Source organism: Oscillospiraceae bacterium, assembly GCA_022483045.1.
In the GTDB taxonomy this organism is placed as follows: domain Bacteria; phylum Bacillota; class Clostridia; order Oscillospirales; family Acutalibacteraceae; genus Caproicibacterium.
Genome location: JAKVOA010000001.1, coordinates 1,465,122 through 1,484,571 on the forward strand (window position 1 = coordinate 1,465,122; position 19,450 = coordinate 1,484,571).

A 19,450-nucleotide genomic window follows, 5' to 3' on the forward strand; every position below is an offset into this window, starting at 1 on the left:
AAACTACAATTCCATTTCTGTACAGTTCATTATAATATAATCTGCCGCTTTTTTCAATGCTTATTCTTTCCTGCTTCGTTACTGGGCAGGGTCATCGCCGCTGCAGCACACAAGACCTCCGCTGCGCCGGCGGAAAAGAGCGCTGTTTGGCAGGCAGCTAGTGTCGCGCCGGTTGTCACAATGTCGTCTACCAGCAAAATACGCAGACCGCCAGCCTGCGGCAGGGCCGCAAAAACCCCTTGTACATTTTGGAAACGCTCTTTTTCGCTTAATTTGTGCTGTACGCGGTTGTGCTTTCGTTTGCACAGCAGCGACTGGTATGGCAGGCCCAACGCCTTTGCAGCCGCGCGAGCAATGCGTTCGCTTTGGTTATAGCCGCGGCGCAGGCGGTGTAGTTTCGTCATGGGAACCACTGTGACCACATCCGGCAAAAATGACTGCGAAAGCTCCGCCTGCAGACTTTGCGCTAGCTGCCGGCCCAAAAAGCCAGCAATCGGCGCTTCACCTTCAAATTTCATACGCAGAACAGCTTTCCGTGCCTTTCCCGTATACGGGTAGGCTGCAAAGCAGAGCAGACCTTCTCCGCCGGGCTGCGGTAGCTCCCGCCGTATGGCAGAGGGCTTTAGTTGTGCGCAAGTGGGGCAGGTCTGTTCCCCATGCCGGATAACCTGCCCGCAGAACGGACAGCGCGGTGGGAACAAAAGGTCCGCTGCAAAGGACCAGTCAGGCGCTCTCATTCGGGACCGCCTCGCCGGTCAAAAAATCACGCAGGCCAGAGTAACGGCGCATATGGCGGTCGTTTTCCACCATGGTGTGTACTGTACGCTGAGTGCCTACCAAAATCAGCAGTTTGCGGGCGCGGGTAATCGCTGTGTAAAATAAATTTCGGTAGTACAGCGGCCGCGGCCCCGGGTACATGGGCATAACCACTGCCGGGAATTCACTGCCCTGACTTTTGTGCACCGTCATGGCGTAGGCAAGCTCCAGCTCGGCGGCAGTCTCCAATTCATAGGTCACAGTGCGGCCGTCCATATCCACCGTCATCGTGGAAGCGCCCCGGTTTATCTGCTGAATCACGCCGATGTCCCCATTAAAAACGCCATCCCCCTCGGTGCCGTCCTCTTTTTCCCATGTCAGAGTATAGTTGTTTTTGGTCTGCATTACTTTGTCGCCTTCGCGAAACAGGCGGCCGTTTATCTTAATCTCCTGCTTGCCGGTGGCGTGCGGATTCAGAGCCTGCTGCAGCAGTTTGTTGAGTTCGACTGTCCCAAGCTCCCCTTTTCGGGTCGGAGTAAGCACCTGAATATCCGTAAGCGGCGAAAAATCGTATGTTGCGGGCAGGCGCACCGCGCACAGGTCCCGGATTGTCTGGGCAATCTGCCCCGGTTCTGTGCGCTGCAGGAAGAAAAAGTCATGGCTACAGTCATTGAGCACCGGCATCTGCCCCGCCAAAATGCGGTGGGCATTGGTGACAATCAGGCTTTGCATAGACTGTCTGAAAATGCGGTGCAGCTGCACCACTGGCAGCATGCCAGAAGCAATCAAGTCGCCTAGTACGTTGCCTGGGCCAACGCTCGGCAGCTGGTCGCAGTCACCCACAAGCACCAAACGGCAGCCCATGGGCAGTGCCCGAAGCAGTGCTTCAAACAAAGAAATATCCACCATGGAAAGTTCATCGACAATTAGTGCATCGCACTCCAGCGGTTTCTGCTCATTGCGGGCAAAAACCGGGCTGTCGGTTTCGTCCCACTCCACCTGGAGCAGGCGGTGCAGCGTTTTGGCTTCTTCACCGGTCAATTCGCTCATTCGCTTTGCCGCACGGCCGGTTGGCGCTGCCAAAAGTACCTTTTCGCCCTTTTTCTGCAAAATGCGGATAATTGCATTTAAAGTTGTGGTTTTGCCGGTGCCCGGGCCGCCGGTCAAAATGAGCATGCCGTGCGTCAGAGCCGTAAAGATTGCCTCTTTTTGTTCTTCTGCGTAAGAAATTCCAATTTTATTTTCAAATTCTTCGATTGCTTTTTCCGCGTCTGCAATCGGCTGGCTGGGATAATCCGTCATCATCTGCAGGCGCTCAGCGGAAAAAACTTCTGCCCGATAAAGGCGCGGCAGGTAGACCGCAGTGCGGTCACGAATGGTGCAGGTGATCACGCTGCCCTCCTGCATCATCTGCGTAAAGACCTCTTCCAGCAGCGCAGGCGGCTGCCCAAGCATTCTTGCGGAAGTCGTCAGCAGCTTGTCCTGCGGCAGGTAGGTGTGACCGTTGCTGATATTGTGCTGCAGGACATACAGAATGCCCGCACGCACCCGGCATGGGTCATCAGCCGGGTGTTCCAGAGAAGCTGCAATGCTGTCGGCGCGCTGAAAACCGAGCGCAACATCCGCTACACACAGGCAGTACGGGTCACTGCGCACCTGTGCAACCGAATCCGGCCCGTAAACGCGGTAGACGCGCACGGCCTCTTCTGGCAGGACACCAAATTCCTGCAGTCCCAGGATCACCTCACGGATTCCGAGCTTTTTCTGGTAGGTCTGCCCTATCTGCTCTGCCTTTCGTTTGGAGATTCCACTGATTTCGGCTAAGCGCAGCGGTTCCTTCTCCAAGATCTGCAGCGATTTGTCGCCAAAGGTGTCGACAATTCGTTTTGCCATTGCACGGCCAATTCCCTTTACCGCACCGGAAGAAAGGTACAGCAGAATCGCCTCTGCAGAAGATGGCGGCACACGCTCATAAATCTGTGCGCTGAACTGCCGCCCAAAAGTCGGGTGTTCCACCCATTTCCCGACAACATGCAGGTCGTCTCCTGCCTCTGCAGTAGGCAAAGCGCCAACCACAGTCGCCAGCTCTTCGCCGTTATTCAGTTCCAGCACCGTGTAGCCGTTGTTTTCATTGCGAAAGGTAATGCGCTCTACCGTGCCTGTCATTTCCAGCAGCGTCTGTGTTTCCATCGCTTTCTGCCTGCTCCTGTCTTTTTTATATCTTCCGTATTGTTTCAATTTATTTCAGTATACTGCAATGCCTCCATCTTTGCAAATGACGCCGCAGTGCAGTATGTGACCCCTGGCGTGCGGTAAAGATAAAGTGCACATATTTTTTTTGTCTGCTCATCCATGCCGTCATCGACTACCAGCAGCCGCTTTTGCGCAAAGCCCTCAGCTTCGCGCAGGCGGCTGCGTGCACAGCGCAACTCATACTCTGCATCTTCGCAGTGGCCGGTAAAATGCAGTACCAAAAGAAGCGTGCCGATTTTTTTGCCGGAGCGGTACAAAATGCGCATCAAAAGCTGCATTAGGCTGCACAACCCCGCCACTGCCAGCAAAACAAGAAGGACCTCTCCTGCACCCATAAAAAATCACCTCTTTACAGGGTATGCAAAGAGGTGACAGCTGCACACTGCTTTTTTACGCAGCAGCAAAATCTTTTAAGCTAATGCTTTTTTCAGCTCGTCAACGCGGTCCGTCTTTTCCCAAGTTACGCCAAGGTCTTCACGGCCCATCTGACCATAGCTGGCAAGCTGGCGGTAAATCGGGCGGCGCAGGTCAAGGGTGCGGATAATGGCGGCCGGGCGCAGATCAAATACCTTTTCCACGGCAGCAGCCAGCTGCTCATTGGTGTAGGAAGAAGTACCAAAAGTTTCAACCATAATAGAAACCGGGTGTGCAACGCCGATTGCATAGGCCAGCTGTACTTCGCAGCGCTTTGCAAGGCCGGCGGCAACAATGTTCTTCGCGACCCAGCGTGCTGCATAGGCAGCAGAGCGGTCAACCTTAGTCGGGTCTTTGCCCGAGAAAGCACCGCCGCCGTGACGGCCATATCCGCCGTAGGTGTCGACGATAATCTTGCGGCCGGTCAGGCCAGAGTCGCCCACCGGGCCGCCGATGACAAAGCGGCCGGTCGGGTTTACATAGTATTTTGTATTTTCATCCAGCCATTTTGCCGGAATCGTTGTCTTAATGACCTTTTCGATCATATCTTTGCGAATCTGCTCCAGTGTGACATCGGGGTTGTGCTGTGTGGAAAGGACAACTGCCTCTACACGCACCGGCGTATCGCCGTCATACTCGACTGTAACCTGGGTTTTTCCATCTGGACGCAGGTACGGAATGCTTCCGTCTTTGCGCACTGCAGCCAACTTTTTAGCCAGCTTGTGTGCCAAAGAAATTGCCAGCGGCATCTTTTCTTTTGTTTCATCACAGGCATAGCCAAACATCATGCCCTGGTCACCGGCGCCGATCAGGTCGTCCGCATCAGAAGCACCGTTTTTCACTTCGTAAGACTCGTTGACACCCATTGCAATATCCGGTGACTGCGCATCAATTGAAGTCAGCACACCGCAGGTGTTGCCATTAAAGCCAAACGCCGGGTTGTTGTAGCCAATCTCATTGACCACGCGGCGCACGACAGCCGGTATATCCGCATAGCAGGTGGTAGAGATTTCGCCCATCACATGGACAATGCCCGTGCATGCAGTAACTTCGCAGGCAACATGTGCATTGGGGTCTTTAGAAATAATATCGTCCAAGATAGCGTCGGCTATCTGGTCACAGACCTTGTCGGGATGCCCTTCTGTAACGGACTCTGATGTAAAGAGATGTTTTGCCATAGAAATGAACCTCCTGTGTAGATTCCAAATCAAGGTGAGCGGGCGGCCGCAAAAAAAGCGCTGTCCGGCAAAAAGCAGACAGCGCTATATATCTTTCGATACCTCATCTATCGGCTTCACCGCAGGAATTGGCACCTTGCACAGCCATAAAGCTGCACGGGTTGCCGGACATCATCGGGCCTGTTCCCTCCGTCACTCTTGATAAGGGTGATATTTAATTTTTTCTCTTTCTTACAAAGCACAGTATAGCATAATACCCAAAAGGGTGTAAATAAACAAAAATCGTTATCTGTCTAAAAAAGCGACAAATCCCTGTATTTACCTAAATAGAATACATGCTTTAGTGCTTGCGGCCGTGTAAAACAGGGCTTACGTACTTGTAAAGGGCAAAGGTAATGCCGCCGGTAAGTACCGCTTTAATCAGATTCAGCGGCGTTGTAGCCAGCAGAACAAAAGAAGTCATGCTGTGAATACTGGAATTTATTTTGGTGCCCATGGCGATAATTGCATCCAGCGGCATATGGAAAGCAGCCGCATAGACAGGCAGCAGCACAAAGGCGTTCATCAGGCCGCCCACAACTGTCATCAACAGAGCCCCGACAACCATGCCAACCAGCGCAGTTTTGCGGGTCTTGCGGTAGCGGTAAATGAGAGAAGCCGGCACTACCATGCCACAGCCGATGATAAAGTTTGCCAGTTCCCCGACACCGGCTGTCTGTGAACCGCCACTCAGCAGAATGTGCAGCACTTCTTTAATGCCCTCAATACACACCGCCGCGCCGGGACCCAGCGCAAAGCCGCCCAGCAAGACCGGCACTTCGCTGAAATCCAGTTTGTAAAATACCGGCAGAAACGGCAGCGGGAACTCAAAAGCCATAATGACAGCCGACAGAGCACTCAGAATGCCAATGACCGCGATGTTGCGCGTACTGGTGATTTTTGTCTTTTTCAGGGTTGTTGCTTGTGTTTGAGAAGCCATAATTTCTCCTTTTTGAGACATGGAATGGATTTAAAAAGCGCCCCAGTGCACAAAAAGGCACAGGGGCGCAGTTTCTTCCACATCTTCTACCATCCGGACTATACCGTCGGCTTCGGAATCTAACCGAAATCTGCGGTTGACGACCGCTCGCGGGCTTGCAGCCTAAAGCTGTATTACCGCCGGTGGGGAATCACACCCCGCCCCGAAGAATTATTCAATTCCTATATTAGTATATTCAGTTTTGCAAGGACTGTCAAGTCCAATCCTGATACTTTTTGGGAATGCTCTGATTTACCACTTTTTTAGCGTAGGCAGGCGTAAATTCACCGTTTGTGACCTCCCATGTACGGCTCTGTTTCGCCATGGAATCCGTAAAGTCTTTGAGCATTTCCACATGCACATTTTTACCGTCTGTTTCGTAGTACGTGACGGAGGGCTTGAATTTCATACCGGAAAATGAAACTTTGCCCTGGGCATTTTTCTGATAAGTAACCGTCAGCTGGCCGCCAACCAGGTTCTGCGCCTTGCGCTGAGTAGATATCAGGTTGCCGAAAGCATACATCACCGGGCACACCGCGCCGTCACTTTTGCGGGTCAGCGTAGTCAGCTGCTGCAGCACATGCGGGTGGTTACCAAAAATCACATCCGCGCCCCAATCGACCATATCCTGCCCCAGTGTCTTTTCGGTATCGGAAAGAGCATATTTATCCTCTGTACCCCAATGTACCGAAACGACAACGACATCTGCCATAGACTTTGCTTTGGTAATCAAACGCTTGATCTCGTCGCGCTGTTTGGTATAAACAATTTTCATGCTGCTGTCAGAGGGCAGGGTACTGCCGTTTGTCATCTCTACAAATCCAAGCCATGCTGTTTTAATACCGTTTTTCTTAACAATGCGGATATTGTCTAAATCTGCCTGGTTACGGTAGGCACCGACCACCTGAATTCCTTTTTTCGTGCTCCAGTAATTAAGGGTAGCCAAAAGGCCGGCCTGCTCCATATCCAGCATGTGGTTGTTTCCCTGGCTGATTACGTCAAATCCGGTATCCACCAACGCGTCGCCGACCTGTGTCGGCGAATTAAAGGAGGGATAACCGGAAAGCGGCCCGACCGAGGGTGCCAAAACTGTTTCCTGGTTGACAAAGGCAACGTCCGCTGCGGAAACATTGGCTTTAATCTCTTTGTAAACCGGCCGAAAGTCGTAGCCGCCGTTTTCTGTTGCACAAGATTTATATATAGAACTATGAATCAAATCGTCGCCGGTACCCAAAATGGTAATCTGCGATGATTTTGCTGCGGCTTTTGAAGGAACCGCAGAAGAGGAAATTTTTGCTGCCGAAGGTGTCCCCTGCTGCCCTGCGTAGCGAACAATCGTGGTGATTCCCACAGTAAGCAGGCTAATTACCAGCACCCCTGAAAGAACCATTAAAATGCGGTTTCGCACCATGCGCGCATGCCGTGTGCTCTTTTTTCGATAAAAACGGTCATTTTTCTGACGATTCATACACTTTCCCCACTTTCAAATTCTAGTATAACAGAAAGGGAAAAATAAGCAATAAAAAAGGTCCTGTCTCATAAAGAGACAGGACCTTGGAAATACAAATTACTCGATGATTTCGGAAACAACGCCGGAACCAACAGTATGGCCGCCCTCACGAATGGAGAAGCGCAGGCCTTCTTCAATAGCGATCGGAGCAATCAGTTCAACTGTCATCTCGACATGGTCGCCAGGCATACACATCTCAGTGCCCTCAGGCAGGGAGATAACACCGGTGACATCTGTTGTACGGAAGTAGAACTGCGGGCGATAGTTGTTGAAAAACGGTGTATGACGGCCGCCTTCATCCTTTGTTAGGACATAGACCTGGCCCTTAAACTTGGTGTGCGGATGAATAGTGCCGGGCTTTGCAATAACCTGGCCGCGCTCGATATCCTCGCGCTGAATGCCACGCAGCAAAGCACCGATGTTATCGCCAGCCTCTGCAAAGTCCAGAGTCTTGCGGAACATCTCCAGGCCGGTGATAACGCTCTTCTTGCGCTCGTCTGTCAGACCGATGATTTCAACTTCGTCGCCGATCTTAGCCATACCACGCTCTACACGGCCAGTAGCAACTGTGCCACGGCCGGTGATGGTGAAGACATCTTCGACAGGCATCAGGAACGGCTGATCAGACTTACGGTCAGGAGTCGGGATATAGTCATCGACAATGTTCATCAGGTCGATAATGCTCTTGTACTCAGGAGCATTGATGTCCTTGGAGTCAGACTCCAAAGCCTTCAGAGCAGAGCCGCGAACGATCGGAGTGGTGTCGCCCGGGAAGCCGTACTCGTTGAGCAGGTCACGAATTTCCATTTCAACAAGGTCAAGCAGCTCAGGGTCATCAACCTGGTCGCACTTGTTCATATAAACAACGATATAAGGCACACCAACCTGGCGGGCAAGCAGAATATGCTCACGGGTCTGAGGCATCGGGCCATCAGCAGCGGAAACAACCAGAATAGCACCATCCATCTGAGCAGCGCCGGTGATCATGTTCTTGACATAGTCAGCATGGCCGGGGCAGTCGACATGCGCATAGTGGCGCTTGTCGGTCTGATACTCGATATGAGCAGTGTTAATTGTAATGCCGCGCTCACGCTCTTCAGGAGCGGAGTCAATGCTGGCGTAATCCTTGAAGCTTGCGTCACCTTTCAGTGCGAGCACCTTGGTGATAGCAGCAGTCAGGGTCGTTTTGCCGTGGTCAACATGGCCAATCGTGCCAATGTTCACATGCGGCTTGGATCTGTCGAATTTTTCCTTAGCCATTGGAAGTATCCTCCTTTATTTTTCAGTCATATTTTTCCCATTGAATGCAAACTCATTTTAGCAAGAATGCCGGGAAAAATCAAGCAGTATTTACGGTTAGTCATCCTTTTTCGTACGGGCAGTCACGATTTTCTCAGAAATGTTCTTCGGCACTTCAGCATAGTGGTCAGGCTCCATAGTAAACTGGCCACGGCCCTGTGTTTTAGAACGCATATCTGTAGCATAGCCAAACATCTCAGACAGCGGAACCATTGCATGGATCTGCTGCGCGCCGTTTACGGCGTCCATGCCCTCGATCATGCCGCGGCGAGAATTCAAGTCGCCGATTACGTCGCCCATATACTCATCCGGCACTGTAACAGTAACCTTCATGATAGGCTCCATAATAACCGGATCTGCCTTGCGCATAGCATCCTTAAATGCCATGGAACCGGCAATCTTAAATGCCATTTCAGAGGAGTCGACCTCGTGATAAGAGCCGTCGTACAGCTCAACACGCACATCAACTACATTGTATCCGGCAACTACACCGGACTGCATTGCGCCCTGAATACCGGCATCAACAGCAGGGATATATTCCTTCGGGATAGAGCCGCCAACGGTGACATTCTCGAATTTGTATCCTTCGCCCGGGTTCGGGAAGACACGAATCTTAACATGGCCATACTGGCCTTTACCGCCGCTCTGACGGACATATTTGCAGTCGACATCTGCCGGCTTGCGAATTGTCTCTTTGCAAGCGACCTGCGGTTTACCAACATTTGCTTCAACATGGAACTCACGCATCAGGCGGTCAACAATGATCTCCAGATGAAGTTCGCCCATGCCGGCAATGATGGTCTGGCCCGTCTCTTCATCGGTATAAGCCTTAAAGGTCGGGTCTTCTTCAGCCAGCTTTGCAAGCGCAATGCTCATCTTTTCCTGGCCGGCTTTGGTCTTTGGCTCAATGGCAACACGGATAACCGGATCCGGGAAGTCCATGGATTCCAAAACGACCGGGTGCTTTTCATCGCACAGGGTATCACCAGTTGTGGTGTTCTTTACGCCGATTGCAGCGGCAATGTCGCCGGCATATACGGTTTCCAAATCCTGGCGGTGGTTTGCGTGCATCTGCAGAATACGGCCGATACGCTCGTCACAGTCCTTAGTGGAGTTGTAAACGGTATCGCCGGCATTCAGTTTACCGGAATACACACGGAAGTAGCACAGTTTGCCGACAAAGGGATCTGTCGCAATCTTAAATGCCAGTGCGGAGAAAGGCTCGTCATCAGACGGCTTGCGGTCCTCTTCTTCGTTTGTATTCGGGTTGGTGCCACGGATTGCAGGCACATCTGTCGGTGCCGGCATATAATCGATAATGGCATCCAGCAGTTTCTGCACGCCCTTGTTGCGGTAAGAAGTGCCGCAGGTAACCGGCACCAGTTTGTTGGCAATGGTTGCCTTGCGCAGAGTGGAAACGAGCTCATCGCGGGTCAGTTCTTCACCAGAGAGATATTTCTCCATCAGGGTATCGTCCTGCTCGGCAATTGCTTCGACCATCTCTGTACGGTACTTCTTGGCTTTTTCCAGCATATCAGCAGGGATGTCCTCTACACGCATATCGTTGCCCATATCATCATAATAGACATCAGCCTTCATGGTGACCAAGTCGATAATGCCGCGGAAAGTATCCTCAGCGCCGATTGGCAGCTGAATCGGGACCGGGTGGCAGTGCAGGCGGTCCTTCATCATATCAATGACATTATAGAAGTTTGCACCCATAATGTCCATTTTATTAACATAAGCCATACGCGGCACGCCAAACTGCTCTGCTTGACGCCAAACGGTCTCAGACTGAGGCTCTACGCCGCCTTTTGCACAAAAGACAGTGACGGAGCCATCCAGTACACGCAGAGAACGCTCGACTTCAACAGTAAAGTCAACGTGGCCGGGGGTATCAATAATATTGATACGGTAATCTTTGTTCTTTTCGGGGTCTCCAAAATATTCGCTGTGAGTCCAGAAACAGGTGGTAGCAGCGGAAGTAATGGTAATGCCGCGCTCCTGTTCCTCGGCCATCCAGTCCATTGTGGCCGCGCCATCATGCACCTCACCCATTTTATGGTTGATACCGGTGTAGTACAGGATACGCTCGGTCGTAGTCGTTTTACCGGCATCGATATGGGCCATAATACCGATATTACGGGTTTTTTCAAGTGGTACCTGCCTAGGCATGCTTTTCCTCCATTCGTTCAGCAAAAATTTGCTGCATTACCATCTGTAATGAGCAAATGCGCGGTTTGCTTCAGCCATCTTATGCGTTTCATCGCGCTTTTTGGCTGCGCCGCCGGCGCCGTTTACAGCATCCATAATTTCAGCTGCAAGGCGCTCCTTCATTGTACGCTCGGAACGCTGGCGGGAATATGTGGTAAGCCACCGCAGACCCAGGGTCTGGCGCCGCTCGGGGCGCACCTCCATTGGTACCTGGTAAGTTGCACCGCCAACACGGCGGGCCTTTACTTCCAGAGACGGCATGACATTTTCCATGGCAGCCTCGAAAACTTCCAGGGGTTCTTTGCCGGTCTTTTCCTTAATAATATCGAAAGCGCCATAAACGATCTTCTGGGCAACGCCCTTCTTACCGTCGATCATGATATTATTGACAAGACGTGTAACTAATTTAGAATTATACATTGGATCGGGCAGAACATCCCGCTTCGCAATATTACCTCTTCTTGGCACTTTACTTCCCTCCTTCACAATTAAAATGATATCATCGGTACTCGAAAATGAGAGCTTCCCGTCAGGCCAGCAAAAGGCGTTTATAAAAACGCCGCCAAACGGTCCTTTTACAGGGCCGGTGCAGCCGTAAGGTTTCTGTCAGTTTCAGACCTTTTCTTATTTGGCAGCTTTTCCTGCCTTCGGGCGCTTTGCGCCGTACTTGGAGCGGGCCTGCATGCGCTTTTCAACGCCCTGCGCGTCCAGTGTGCCGCGGATAATATGGTAACGGACACCAGGCAGATCCTTAACACGGCCGCCGCGGACCATGACGACAGAGTGCTCCTGCAGGTTGTGGCCGACACCAGGGATATAAGCGGTAACTTCCATTCCGTTGGAAAGACGCACACGGGCAATCTTCCGCAGAGCAGAGTTTGGCTTTTTCGGTGTAGCGGTCTTTACAGCGGTGCAGACACCGCGCTTCTGTGGGGAGTTCTGGTCAATAGCAACGCGCTTTTTGGCGTTCCAGCCTTTCAGCAGTGCCGGGGCTTTTGCTTTCCTCTCGGCGACTTCACGGCCGGTATGAACCAGTTGGTTAAATGTTGGCATAGTACACCTCCTAACTCAAGATTTATGAAAATTTATGCTATGCGGCAGTGCCGCGTAACAGCAAGGTTTAAACACACCGAATCCCACCCCGCAAAAAAGCATCGAGGTGGGAAAAGTATGCGGTTTTGGGTGGCGCATACGGACATGCCGCGGCATACCATCACAATTTGTTATTATACAGCTATACTGCTGTATTTGTCAAGTCTTCCTTTTTTTCGTCGAGACCGGTTTCTTCCAGCTGCACATTGGCGTAATGCTTCATGCCGGTGCCAGCAGGAATCAGTTTGCCGATAATGACATTTTCTTTCAGGCCCATCAGTGGATCGATCTTGCCCTTGATAGCAGCATCGGTCAGCACACGGGTTGTTTCCTGGAAGGAGGCAGCTGACAAGAAAGATTCCGTTGCCAAAGCAGCCTTGGTAATACCGAGCAGTGTCGGCTTGCAGGTCGCTTCGCGCAGGGTAGCTTCTCCTGCAGCAACACGGTCGCGGATTTCTTCATTTGCAGCATAGAATTCGGATTTTTCGACCATGCTGCTGGGCAGGAATGTTGTATCGCCGGCCTCATCGATACGCACTTTCTTCATCATCTGACGAACGATGACCTCGATATGCTTATCATTGATATCAACGCCCTGCATCCGGTAAACGCGCTGCACTTCTTCAATCAGGTAATCCTGCACTGCCTGCACGCCGCTGATATCCAGCACATCGTGCGGGTTGACAGAGCCTTCCGTAAGGCGGGTGCCTGCAGTAATTTCCTGGCCCTCCTGCACGGTAACACGGGAACCGAATGGAATCAGGTAGCTCTTAGACTGACCATTGTCATTTGTTACCACGACATGGCGGTTTTTCTTGATTTCTTCAAAAGAAACACGGCCGTCCAGTTCACTGAGGATTGCCAAATGCTTTGGTTTGCGTGCCTCAAACAGTTCTTCGACACGCGGAAGGCCCTGGGTAATATCCTCGGCGTTTGCAACACCGCCGGTATGGAAGGTACGCATGGTCAGCTGTGTGCCAGGCTCGCCGATGGATTGTGCTGCCACAATGCCGACCGCCTCGCCGACCGACACTTCTGTACCGGTTGCCAGGTTGAGTCCATAGCACTTCTTGCATACGCCGTGCTTAGAGCGGCAGGCCAGAATAGAGCGAATCCTAATGCGCTTAACGCCGCGGCCGACAATGATATCGGCATCTGCGTCTTTCATCAGCTTGTGCTTGCTGACAAGGACCTCGCCGGTCTTGTCATCCACAAAGTCATCGACCAGGTACCGGCCGACCAAGCGCTCGTGCAGGGATTCGATGACTTCCTTGCCCTCTTTAATATCATAAACTTCCAAGCCTTCGGTTGCGCCGCAGTCGTCCTCGCGGATAATTACATCCTGCGAAACATCGACCAAACGACGGGTCAGGTAACCAGAGTCAGCGGTACGCAGAGCGGTATCGGTCAAGCCCTTACGTGCACCACGGGAAGAAATGAAGTATTCCAAAATGTTCAGGCCTTCACGGTAGTTGGCACGGATAGGAACCTCAATGGTTTCACCAGAGGTATTTGCGATCAGACCACGCATACCGGCCAGCTGACGAATCTGGCTCATAGAACCACGGGCACCGGAATCCGCCATCATATAAATGGGGTTGTAGCGGTCCAGGTTTTTCTGCAGGGCATCCGATACATCATCGGTTGCCTTATTCCATGTGCTGATAACTGCCTCATGGCGCTCAGCATCAGAAAGAAAGCCGTTTTTGTACTGGTCGGAAATCAAATCAATGTGCTCATCGGTCTTCTGCAGAATCTCTTTCTTCTGCGGCGGAATAGTCGCATCAGAAACAGCAACGGTAATACCGGAAAGAGTAGAGTATTTATAGCCCTGTGCCTTAATGCAGTCCAGCACTTCACTGGTTTTAGCGGTGCCATGGGTCTTGATGCAGCGCTCAATGATATTACCCAGCTGCTTTTTGCCGACCAGAAAATCGACTTCAAATTTAAAGAGGTTATCTGGATTGCTGCGGTCAACAAAACCGAGGTCCTGCGGAATCGGCCGGTTAAAGATAATCTTGCCGACAGTGGTATCTACCAATGCTTCTTTCTGAACGCCATCTATCTGCAAATACCGGCGGACCTTAATTTTTGCGTGCAGTTCGATTGCTTTGGCATCATAAGCCATGATGGCTTCATCAATATCTTTAAAGACTTTGCCCTCGCCCTTTTCGCCGTCACGGTCAAGGGTCAGCCAGTAAGAACCCAGAATCATATCCTGTGTAGGTACTGTGACAGGCTTGCCATCAGAAGGCTTCAGCAGGTTGCCGGCAGCCAGCATTAAGAAGCGGGCCTCGGCCTGTGCCTCGCAGGAAAGCGGCAGATGCACGGCCATCTGGTCGCCATCAAAGTCGGCGTTGTAAGCGGTGCAGGCCAGCGGGTGCAGCTTCATTGCGCGGCCCTCGACCAACACCGGTTCAAAAGCCTGAATGCCCAGGCGATGCAGAGTTGGTGCACGGTTGAGCAGCACCGGGTGGTTTTTAATAACAATTTCCAGTGCATCCCAAACTTCCGGTTTTGCACGTTCTACTGCTTTACGGGCAGCCTTAATGTTGCTTTCCACGCCGGTTTCAACCAAGCGCTTCATCACAAAAGGCTTAAACAGTTCCAGTGCCATTTCTTTCGGCAGGCCGCACTGATACATTTTTAGTTCCGGACCAACAGCAATAACAGAACGGCCGGAGTAATCGACACGCTTGCCCAAAAGGTTCTGGCGGAAACGTCCCTGTTTGCCTTTGAGCAAATCGGAAAGGGACTTGAGCGGGCGGTTGTTCGGGCCGGTGACCGGGCGGCCGCGGCGGCCGTTATCGATCAGGGCATCGACTGCTTCCTGCAGCATGCGCTTTTCATTACGGACAATGATGTCCGGTGCATGCAGTTCCAAAAGACGGGCCAAACGGTTGTTTCGGTTAATTACGCGGCGGTAAAGATCATTCAGGTCAGAGGTCGCAAAGCGGCCGCCGTCCAACTGAACCATTGGGCGCAGATCTGGCGGAATAACCGGAATGACGTCCAAAATCATCCACTCGGGGCGGTTGCCAGACTGGCGGAACGCCTCGACTACTTCCAAACGCTTTAAAATGCGTACCCGCTTTTGGCCAGAGGCATTTTCCAGCTCGGTTTTCAGTTCATTCGATTCTTTATCCAAATCAATTTCTTCCAGCAGTTTTTTCACGGCTTCAGCGCCCATGCCTGCCTGGAAATCATCTTCATATTTTTCACGCAGATCACGGTACTCTTTTTCAGTGAGCAGCTGCTTTTTCTGCAGTTCACGCACATTGCCGGGATCTGTGACGATATAGCTTGCAAAATACAGGACTTTTTCCAGCATACGCGGAGAGATGTCCAGCATCAAGCCCATGCGGGAAGGAATACCCTTAAAATACCAAATATGAGAAACCGGGGCGGCCAGCTCGATATGGCCCATGCGTTCGCGGCGAACCTTTGCCCGCGTAACTTCAACGCCGCAGCGGTCGCAAATCTTGCCCTTGTAGCGAATGCGCTTGTATTTGCCGCAGTGGCACTCCCAGTCTTTTGTCGGCCCAAAAATCCGCTCACAGAAAAGGCCGTCGCGCTCTGGTTTTAGGGTGCGGTAGTTAATAGTTTCCGGTTTCTTGACCTCGCCGTGGGACCATTCACGGATTTTTTCAGGAGAAGCCAGGCCGATTTTAATTGATTCCAGTGTATTAAATTCCATGTAGCAAAATCCCCCTGTCAGTCTACCGAATCGGTGTTATCCTGTGAAGCATCGGGCTGGCCCTCATCAGCGTCGGCGTCTGTTTTCTGTGCGCCGTCTTCGTAGTTATCGGGGCCGTCATACAGGGCTTCGTCGGCTTCATCAACGGAGTAGCCATCCAGATTATCTGCAACATTTGGCTCATCAAAGTTGCTGTCATTGGGTGTGAAGCCAATATCATCGTCGTCGTCAAAGTTCTGGCGCAGGTCAATTTCCTGGTTGTCTTTATCCAGCACCTTCATGTCCAGTCCCAAGCTCTGCAGCTCTTTAATCAAGACCTTGAAGGACTCTGGGATGCCCGGCTTCGGGATATTCTGGCCCTTGACGATTGCTTCATAGGTCTTAACACGGCCCACAACATCGTCGGACTTGACTGTCAGAATCTCCTGCAGGGTATATGCAGCACCGTAAGCTTCCAGTGCCCAAACTTCCATTTCGCCAAAGCGCTGGCCGCCAAACTGTGCTTTGCCGCCCAAAGGCTGCTGTGTGACCAGAGAATACGGGCCGGTAGAGCGGGCATGCATCTTATCATCGACCAGATGATGCAGTTTGAGGTAATACATAATACCTACGGTAATCCGGTTATCAAAGTACTCGCCGGTGCGGCCGTCGCGCAGCTGGAACTTGCCGTCTTCGCTCATGCCGACTTTGCGGAACAGTCCGCGGATATCATCCTCATGGGCACCGTCAAAGACAGGTGTCATGACTTTCCAGCCCAATGCACGGGCCACCATACCCAGGTTGACTTCCAGCACCTGTCCGATATTCATACGGGAAGGTACACCCAGCGGGTTCAGCACAATATCCAGTGGGGTGCCGTCCGGCAGATAAGGCATATCCTCTACCGGCAGGATGCGGGAAACAACGCCCTTGTTACCGTGGCGGCCAGCCATTTTATCGCCGACAGAAATCTTACGTTTCTGTGCAATATAGCAGCGTACCACTTTGTTGACGCCGGGGCTCAGTTCGTCACGGCTGTTTTCGCGGGTAAAGACTTTGACATCTACCACAATGCCGTACTCGCCATGCGGCACACGCAGAGAAGTATCACGCACTTCACGCGCTTTTTCACCAAAGATTGCGCGCAGCAGGCGGTCCTCTGCAGTCAATTCAGTTTCGCCCTTCGGGGTAACCTTGCCGACCAAGATATCACCGGCATGCACTTCTGCGCCAACGCGGATAATGCCGTTGTCGTCCAAATCGCGCAACATTTCTTCGCTGACGTTTGGAATATCGCGGGTGATTTCCTCCGGCCCCAGCTTGGTATCACGGGCCTCGGTCTCATGCTCTTCAATATGAATAGAAGTAAACACATCGTCGCGCACAACTTTTTCACTGATTAAGACAGCATCTTCGTAGTTGTAACCTTCCCAAGTCATAAAGCCGATTAAGGCATTTTTGCCAAGGGAAATTTCGCCGTCTTTAGTAGCCGGGCCGTCAGCGATAACGTCACCGACATTGACGCGGTCGTTGCAGTCCACAACCGGGACCTGGTTAAAGCAGGTGCCGGAGTTGGAGCGCAAGAACTTGATAATCGGATAGACATCCGTTCCGCCCTCATCGGCATCTACGCGTACTTCGTCTGCGCTAACACTGCGCACAACGCCTGCGCGCTTGCACAGCACACAAGCGCCGGAGTCAACGCCTGCTTTGTACTCCATGCCGGTGCCGACAATCGGCGACTCGGTCTTAATCAGCGGCACAGCCTGCCGCTGCATGTTGGAGCCCATCAGTGCACGGTTGGTATCATCGTTTTCCAGAAACGGAATCATAGCCGTAGCAACGGAAACAACCATCCGCGGAGAAACGTCCATGTAGTCAACTTTTTCGCGCTCGACAACCACAAAGCGGTCACGGTGACGGCCGTTGACTTTAGAGTGCTGGAAATGGCCTTCTTCATCCAGTGGTTCGTTTGCCTGGGCAACGATATAATTATCTTCCACGTCGGCAGTCATGTAGACAACGTCGCGGGTAACCACGCCGGTCGCCTTATCGACCCGGCGGTAAGGCGCCTCAATAAAGCCGTACTTATTGATGCGCGCAAATGTTGCAAGATAAGAAATCAGGCCAATGTTTGGGCCTTCTGGGGTCTCGATTGGGCACATACGGCCGTAATGGCTGTAGTGCACATCACGTACCTCAAATCCGGCACGGTCACGGGACAGGCCGCCCGGTCCCAAAGCGGAAAGGCGGCGCTTATGCGTCAGCTCTGCCAAGGGGTTAGTCTGGTCCATAAACTGTGACAACGGAGAAGAACCGAAGAATTCCTTAATAGCCGCCACAACCGGGCGGATGTTGATCAGGGAATGTGGAGTTAAAGCTTCCAAGTCCTGCGACTGCAGCGTCATGCGCTCACGGATCACACGCTCCAAGCGGGAAAAACCGATACGCACCTGGTTTTGCAGCAGTTCGCCGACAGAGCGGATACGGCGGTTGCCCAAATGGTCAATGTCGTCCGTTGTGCCAAGGCCTTCCTGCAGGTTGCACATGTAGCTGATGGAAGCAAAAATATCATCAATGATAATATGCTTTGGCACTAATTCTTCTACATGGGTGCGCAGTTCTTCTTTCAGGGTTTCTTCATCCCCGCCGGCCTTTTCGATCAGTTCAGCCAAAACAGAGTAGCGCACGCGCTCCTGAATACCGCATTCTTTTTCTGCGTCAAAGCTGACATATTTTCCGATGTCAACCATACCATTGGAAATAACCTTTACTTCATGCTCGTTCACTGTTACATAAACAGCAGAAACACCGGCATCGTCCATCTGGCGGGCTGCTTCATGCGAAACCACCTGACCCGCTTCGCCCATTAATTCACCTGTAAAGGGGTTTGCCACTGGGCGGCTGAGAACCTGTCCGGTAATGCGGCCGGCAAGATTCAGCTTTTTGTTGTATTTATAGCGGCCGACACGGGAAAGATCATAACGGCGGGAGTCAAAGAACAGGCCGTTTAAGTGGGACTGTGCACTTTCCAGTGTAGGCGGTTCACTTGGGCGCAGTTTTTTGTAGACCTCAAACAGCGCCTCTTCTTCATTTTTGCACGGGTCTTTTTCCAGTGTTGCTTCCAAAAGCGCACTGTGTCCAAAATACTCGCGAATTTCCTCTTCTGTGCCGAGGCCCAATGAGCGGATAAAAATCGTCACCGGCAGTTTGCGGTTTTTATCGATTCGCACATAAAAAACATCATTTGCGTCATTCTCATACTCCAGCCAAGCGCCGCGGTTTGGAATGACGGTTGCGCTGTACAGCTCCTTACCGGTTTTGTCATACTCCATTTTATAGTAGACACCCGGGGAACGAACCAGCTGAGAAACAATGACACGCTCGGCGCCGTTGATGACAAAGGTGCCGCTTTCAGTCATGAGCGGGAAGTCACCCATGAAGACGTCTGATTCTTTAATCTCACCGGTTTCCTTATTCAGCAGGCGGGCTTTTACCCGCAGCGGAGCCGCATAGGTGGCGTCACGTTCCTTGCATTCCTTGACTGTATAGTTGGGATGCTCGACATCGAGTTGATAGTCAACAAAATCCAGAACCAAGTTGCCTGTGTAGTCGGTAATACCGGAGACATCTTTAAATACCTCCTGCAGGCCGTCATGCAGAAACCACTCGTATGAATTCTTTTGAATTTCAATCAGGTTTGGCATGGGCAAAACCTCATCGATTTTCGCAAAGCTCATACGTGTGTTTTTGCCTACCTTTACCGGTTTGACATTCACCATTGGCTCAATCACTCCAATCCTTAATTTAAGAGCCGCCTGTCCGCATACGTTCTTAAGCCACCATATCTGCAAGCGCCCCTTGCCTTTTTTGCTTTGCTGTGCTATGATAGGGAATAAGAAAAAGGGCGTACGTCTCTATGATGATGCAGTTTAATATTGTATTCCATTTTCGGCGGTTTGTCAAGGCTGTTCTTCCGGTTTGCCTTGGCCTTTTTCTTTTTTAGGGTAATTTTACCCTTTGGGGCTGTTTTTTCCTTT

12 protein-coding genes and 2 riboswitches are annotated in these 19,450 nt (G+C 51.7%); all 12 genes read right to left on the reverse strand.

From position 1 onward, the window contains the following. Positions 1-53 precede the first annotated feature (53 nt). On the reverse strand, positions 54-737 hold the full coding sequence (locus LKE53_07075) for a ComF family protein (protein ID MCH3972502.1): 684 nt from the start codon (positions 735-737) through the stop codon (positions 54-56). Continuing rightward, positions 724-2,946: an ATP-dependent RecD-like DNA helicase gene (locus tag LKE53_07080; protein ID MCH3972503.1), complete on the reverse strand. Its 2,223-nt coding sequence runs from the start codon at positions 2,944-2,946 to the stop codon at positions 724-726. The genes LKE53_07075 and LKE53_07080 overlap by 14 nt, the downstream gene beginning before the upstream one ends. Positions 2,947-2,990: 44 nt before the next feature. Further along, positions 2,991-3,344, reverse strand: coding sequence for a hypothetical protein (locus LKE53_07085; protein MCH3972504.1), 354 nt, complete (start codon positions 3,342-3,344; stop codon positions 2,991-2,993). 75 nt (positions 3,345-3,419) lie between these two features. Next, on the reverse strand, positions 3,420-4,601 hold the full coding sequence (gene metK, locus LKE53_07090; GenBank protein ID MCH3972505.1) for a methionine adenosyltransferase: 1,182 nt from the start codon (positions 4,599-4,601) through the stop codon (positions 3,420-3,422). Between the two features lie 100 nt (positions 4,602-4,701). Further along, positions 4,702-4,809, reverse strand: a riboswitch (SAM riboswitch). A 132-nt stretch (positions 4,810-4,941) separates the two neighbouring features. Continuing rightward, positions 4,942-5,580: an ECF transporter S component gene (locus LKE53_07095; GenBank protein MCH3972506.1), complete on the reverse strand. Its 639-nt coding sequence runs from the start codon at positions 5,578-5,580 to the stop codon at positions 4,942-4,944. A 77-nt stretch (positions 5,581-5,657) separates the two neighbouring features. After that, a riboswitch (FMN riboswitch) is annotated at positions 5,658-5,794 on the reverse strand. Positions 5,795-5,833: 39 nt separating this feature from the next. Next, on the reverse strand, positions 5,834-7,087 hold the full coding sequence (locus LKE53_07100; GenBank protein ID MCH3972507.1) for a CapA family protein: 1,254 nt from the start codon (positions 7,085-7,087) through the stop codon (positions 5,834-5,836). A 99-nt stretch (positions 7,088-7,186) separates the two neighbouring features. Continuing rightward, the gene (tuf, locus tag LKE53_07105) at positions 7,187-8,389 is read right to left on the reverse strand and encodes an elongation factor Tu (GenBank protein ID MCH3972508.1); all 1,203 of its coding nucleotides are present in this window, start codon (positions 8,387-8,389) and stop codon (positions 7,187-7,189) included. A 96-nt stretch (positions 8,390-8,485) separates the two neighbouring features. Then, entirely contained in the window at positions 8,486-10,603 is a 2,118-nt protein-coding gene (gene fusA / locus LKE53_07110) for an elongation factor G (protein ID MCH3972509.1), read from the reverse strand. Positions 10,604-10,639: 36 nt separating this feature from the next. Further along, complete coding sequence (rpsG, locus tag LKE53_07115; GenBank protein ID MCH3972510.1) at positions 10,640-11,110, reverse strand: 30S ribosomal protein S7; 471 nt, start codon at positions 11,108-11,110, stop codon at positions 10,640-10,642. 156 nt (positions 11,111-11,266) lie between these two features. Continuing rightward, the gene (gene rpsL, locus LKE53_07120; GenBank protein ID MCH3972511.1) at positions 11,267-11,695 is read right to left on the reverse strand and encodes a 30S ribosomal protein S12; all 429 of its coding nucleotides are present in this window, start codon (positions 11,693-11,695) and stop codon (positions 11,267-11,269) included. Between the two features lie 181 nt (positions 11,696-11,876). After that, positions 11,877-15,431: a DNA-directed RNA polymerase subunit beta' gene (rpoC, locus tag LKE53_07125; GenBank protein MCH3972512.1), complete on the reverse strand. Its 3,555-nt coding sequence runs from the start codon at positions 15,429-15,431 to the stop codon at positions 11,877-11,879. 17 nt (positions 15,432-15,448) lie between these two features. Then, positions 15,449-19,192 carry a DNA-directed RNA polymerase subunit beta gene (rpoB, locus tag LKE53_07130; protein MCH3972513.1) on the reverse strand — a complete coding sequence of 1,248 codons (3,744 nt, stop codon included), beginning with the start codon at positions 19,190-19,192 and terminating at the stop codon, positions 15,449-15,451. Between the last annotated feature and the right edge of the window lie 258 nt (positions 19,193-19,450).

Bases quoted from the DNA above. Each gene is read 5' to 3' on its own strand.
- LKE53_07075 (MCH3972502.1), bottom strand. From the start codon at position 737: ATGAGAGCGCCTGACTGGTCCTTTGCAGCGGACCTTTTGTTCCCACCG.
- LKE53_07080 (MCH3972503.1), bottom strand. From the start codon at position 2,946: ATGGAAACACAGACGCTGCTGGAAATGACAGGCACGGTAGAGCGCATT.
- LKE53_07085 (MCH3972504.1), bottom strand. From the start codon at position 3,344: ATGGGTGCAGGAGAGGTCCTTCTTGTTTTGCTGGCAGTGGCGGGGTTG.
- metK (MCH3972505.1), bottom strand. From the start codon at position 4,601: ATGGCAAAACATCTCTTTACATCAGAGTCCGTTACAGAAGGGCATCCC.
- LKE53_07095 (MCH3972506.1), bottom strand. From the start codon at position 5,580: ATGGCTTCTCAAACACAAGCAACAACCCTGAAAAAGACAAAAATCACC.
- LKE53_07100 (MCH3972507.1), bottom strand. From the start codon at position 7,087: ATGAATCGTCAGAAAAATGACCGTTTTTATCGAAAAAAGAGCACACGG.
- tuf (MCH3972508.1), bottom strand. From the start codon at position 8,389: ATGGCTAAGGAAAAATTCGACAGATCCAAGCCGCATGTGAACATTGGC.
- fusA (MCH3972509.1), bottom strand. From the start codon at position 10,603: ATGCCTAGGCAGGTACCACTTGAAAAAACCCGTAATATCGGTATTATG.
- rpsL (MCH3972511.1), bottom strand. From the start codon at position 11,695: ATGCCAACATTTAACCAACTGGTTCATACCGGCCGTGAAGTCGCCGAG.
- rpoC (MCH3972512.1), bottom strand. From the start codon at position 15,431: ATGGAATTTAATACACTGGAATCAATTAAAATCGGCCTGGCTTCTCCT.
- rpoB (MCH3972513.1), bottom strand. From the start codon at position 19,192: ATGGTGAATGTCAAACCGGTAAAGGTAGGCAAAAACACACGTATGAGC.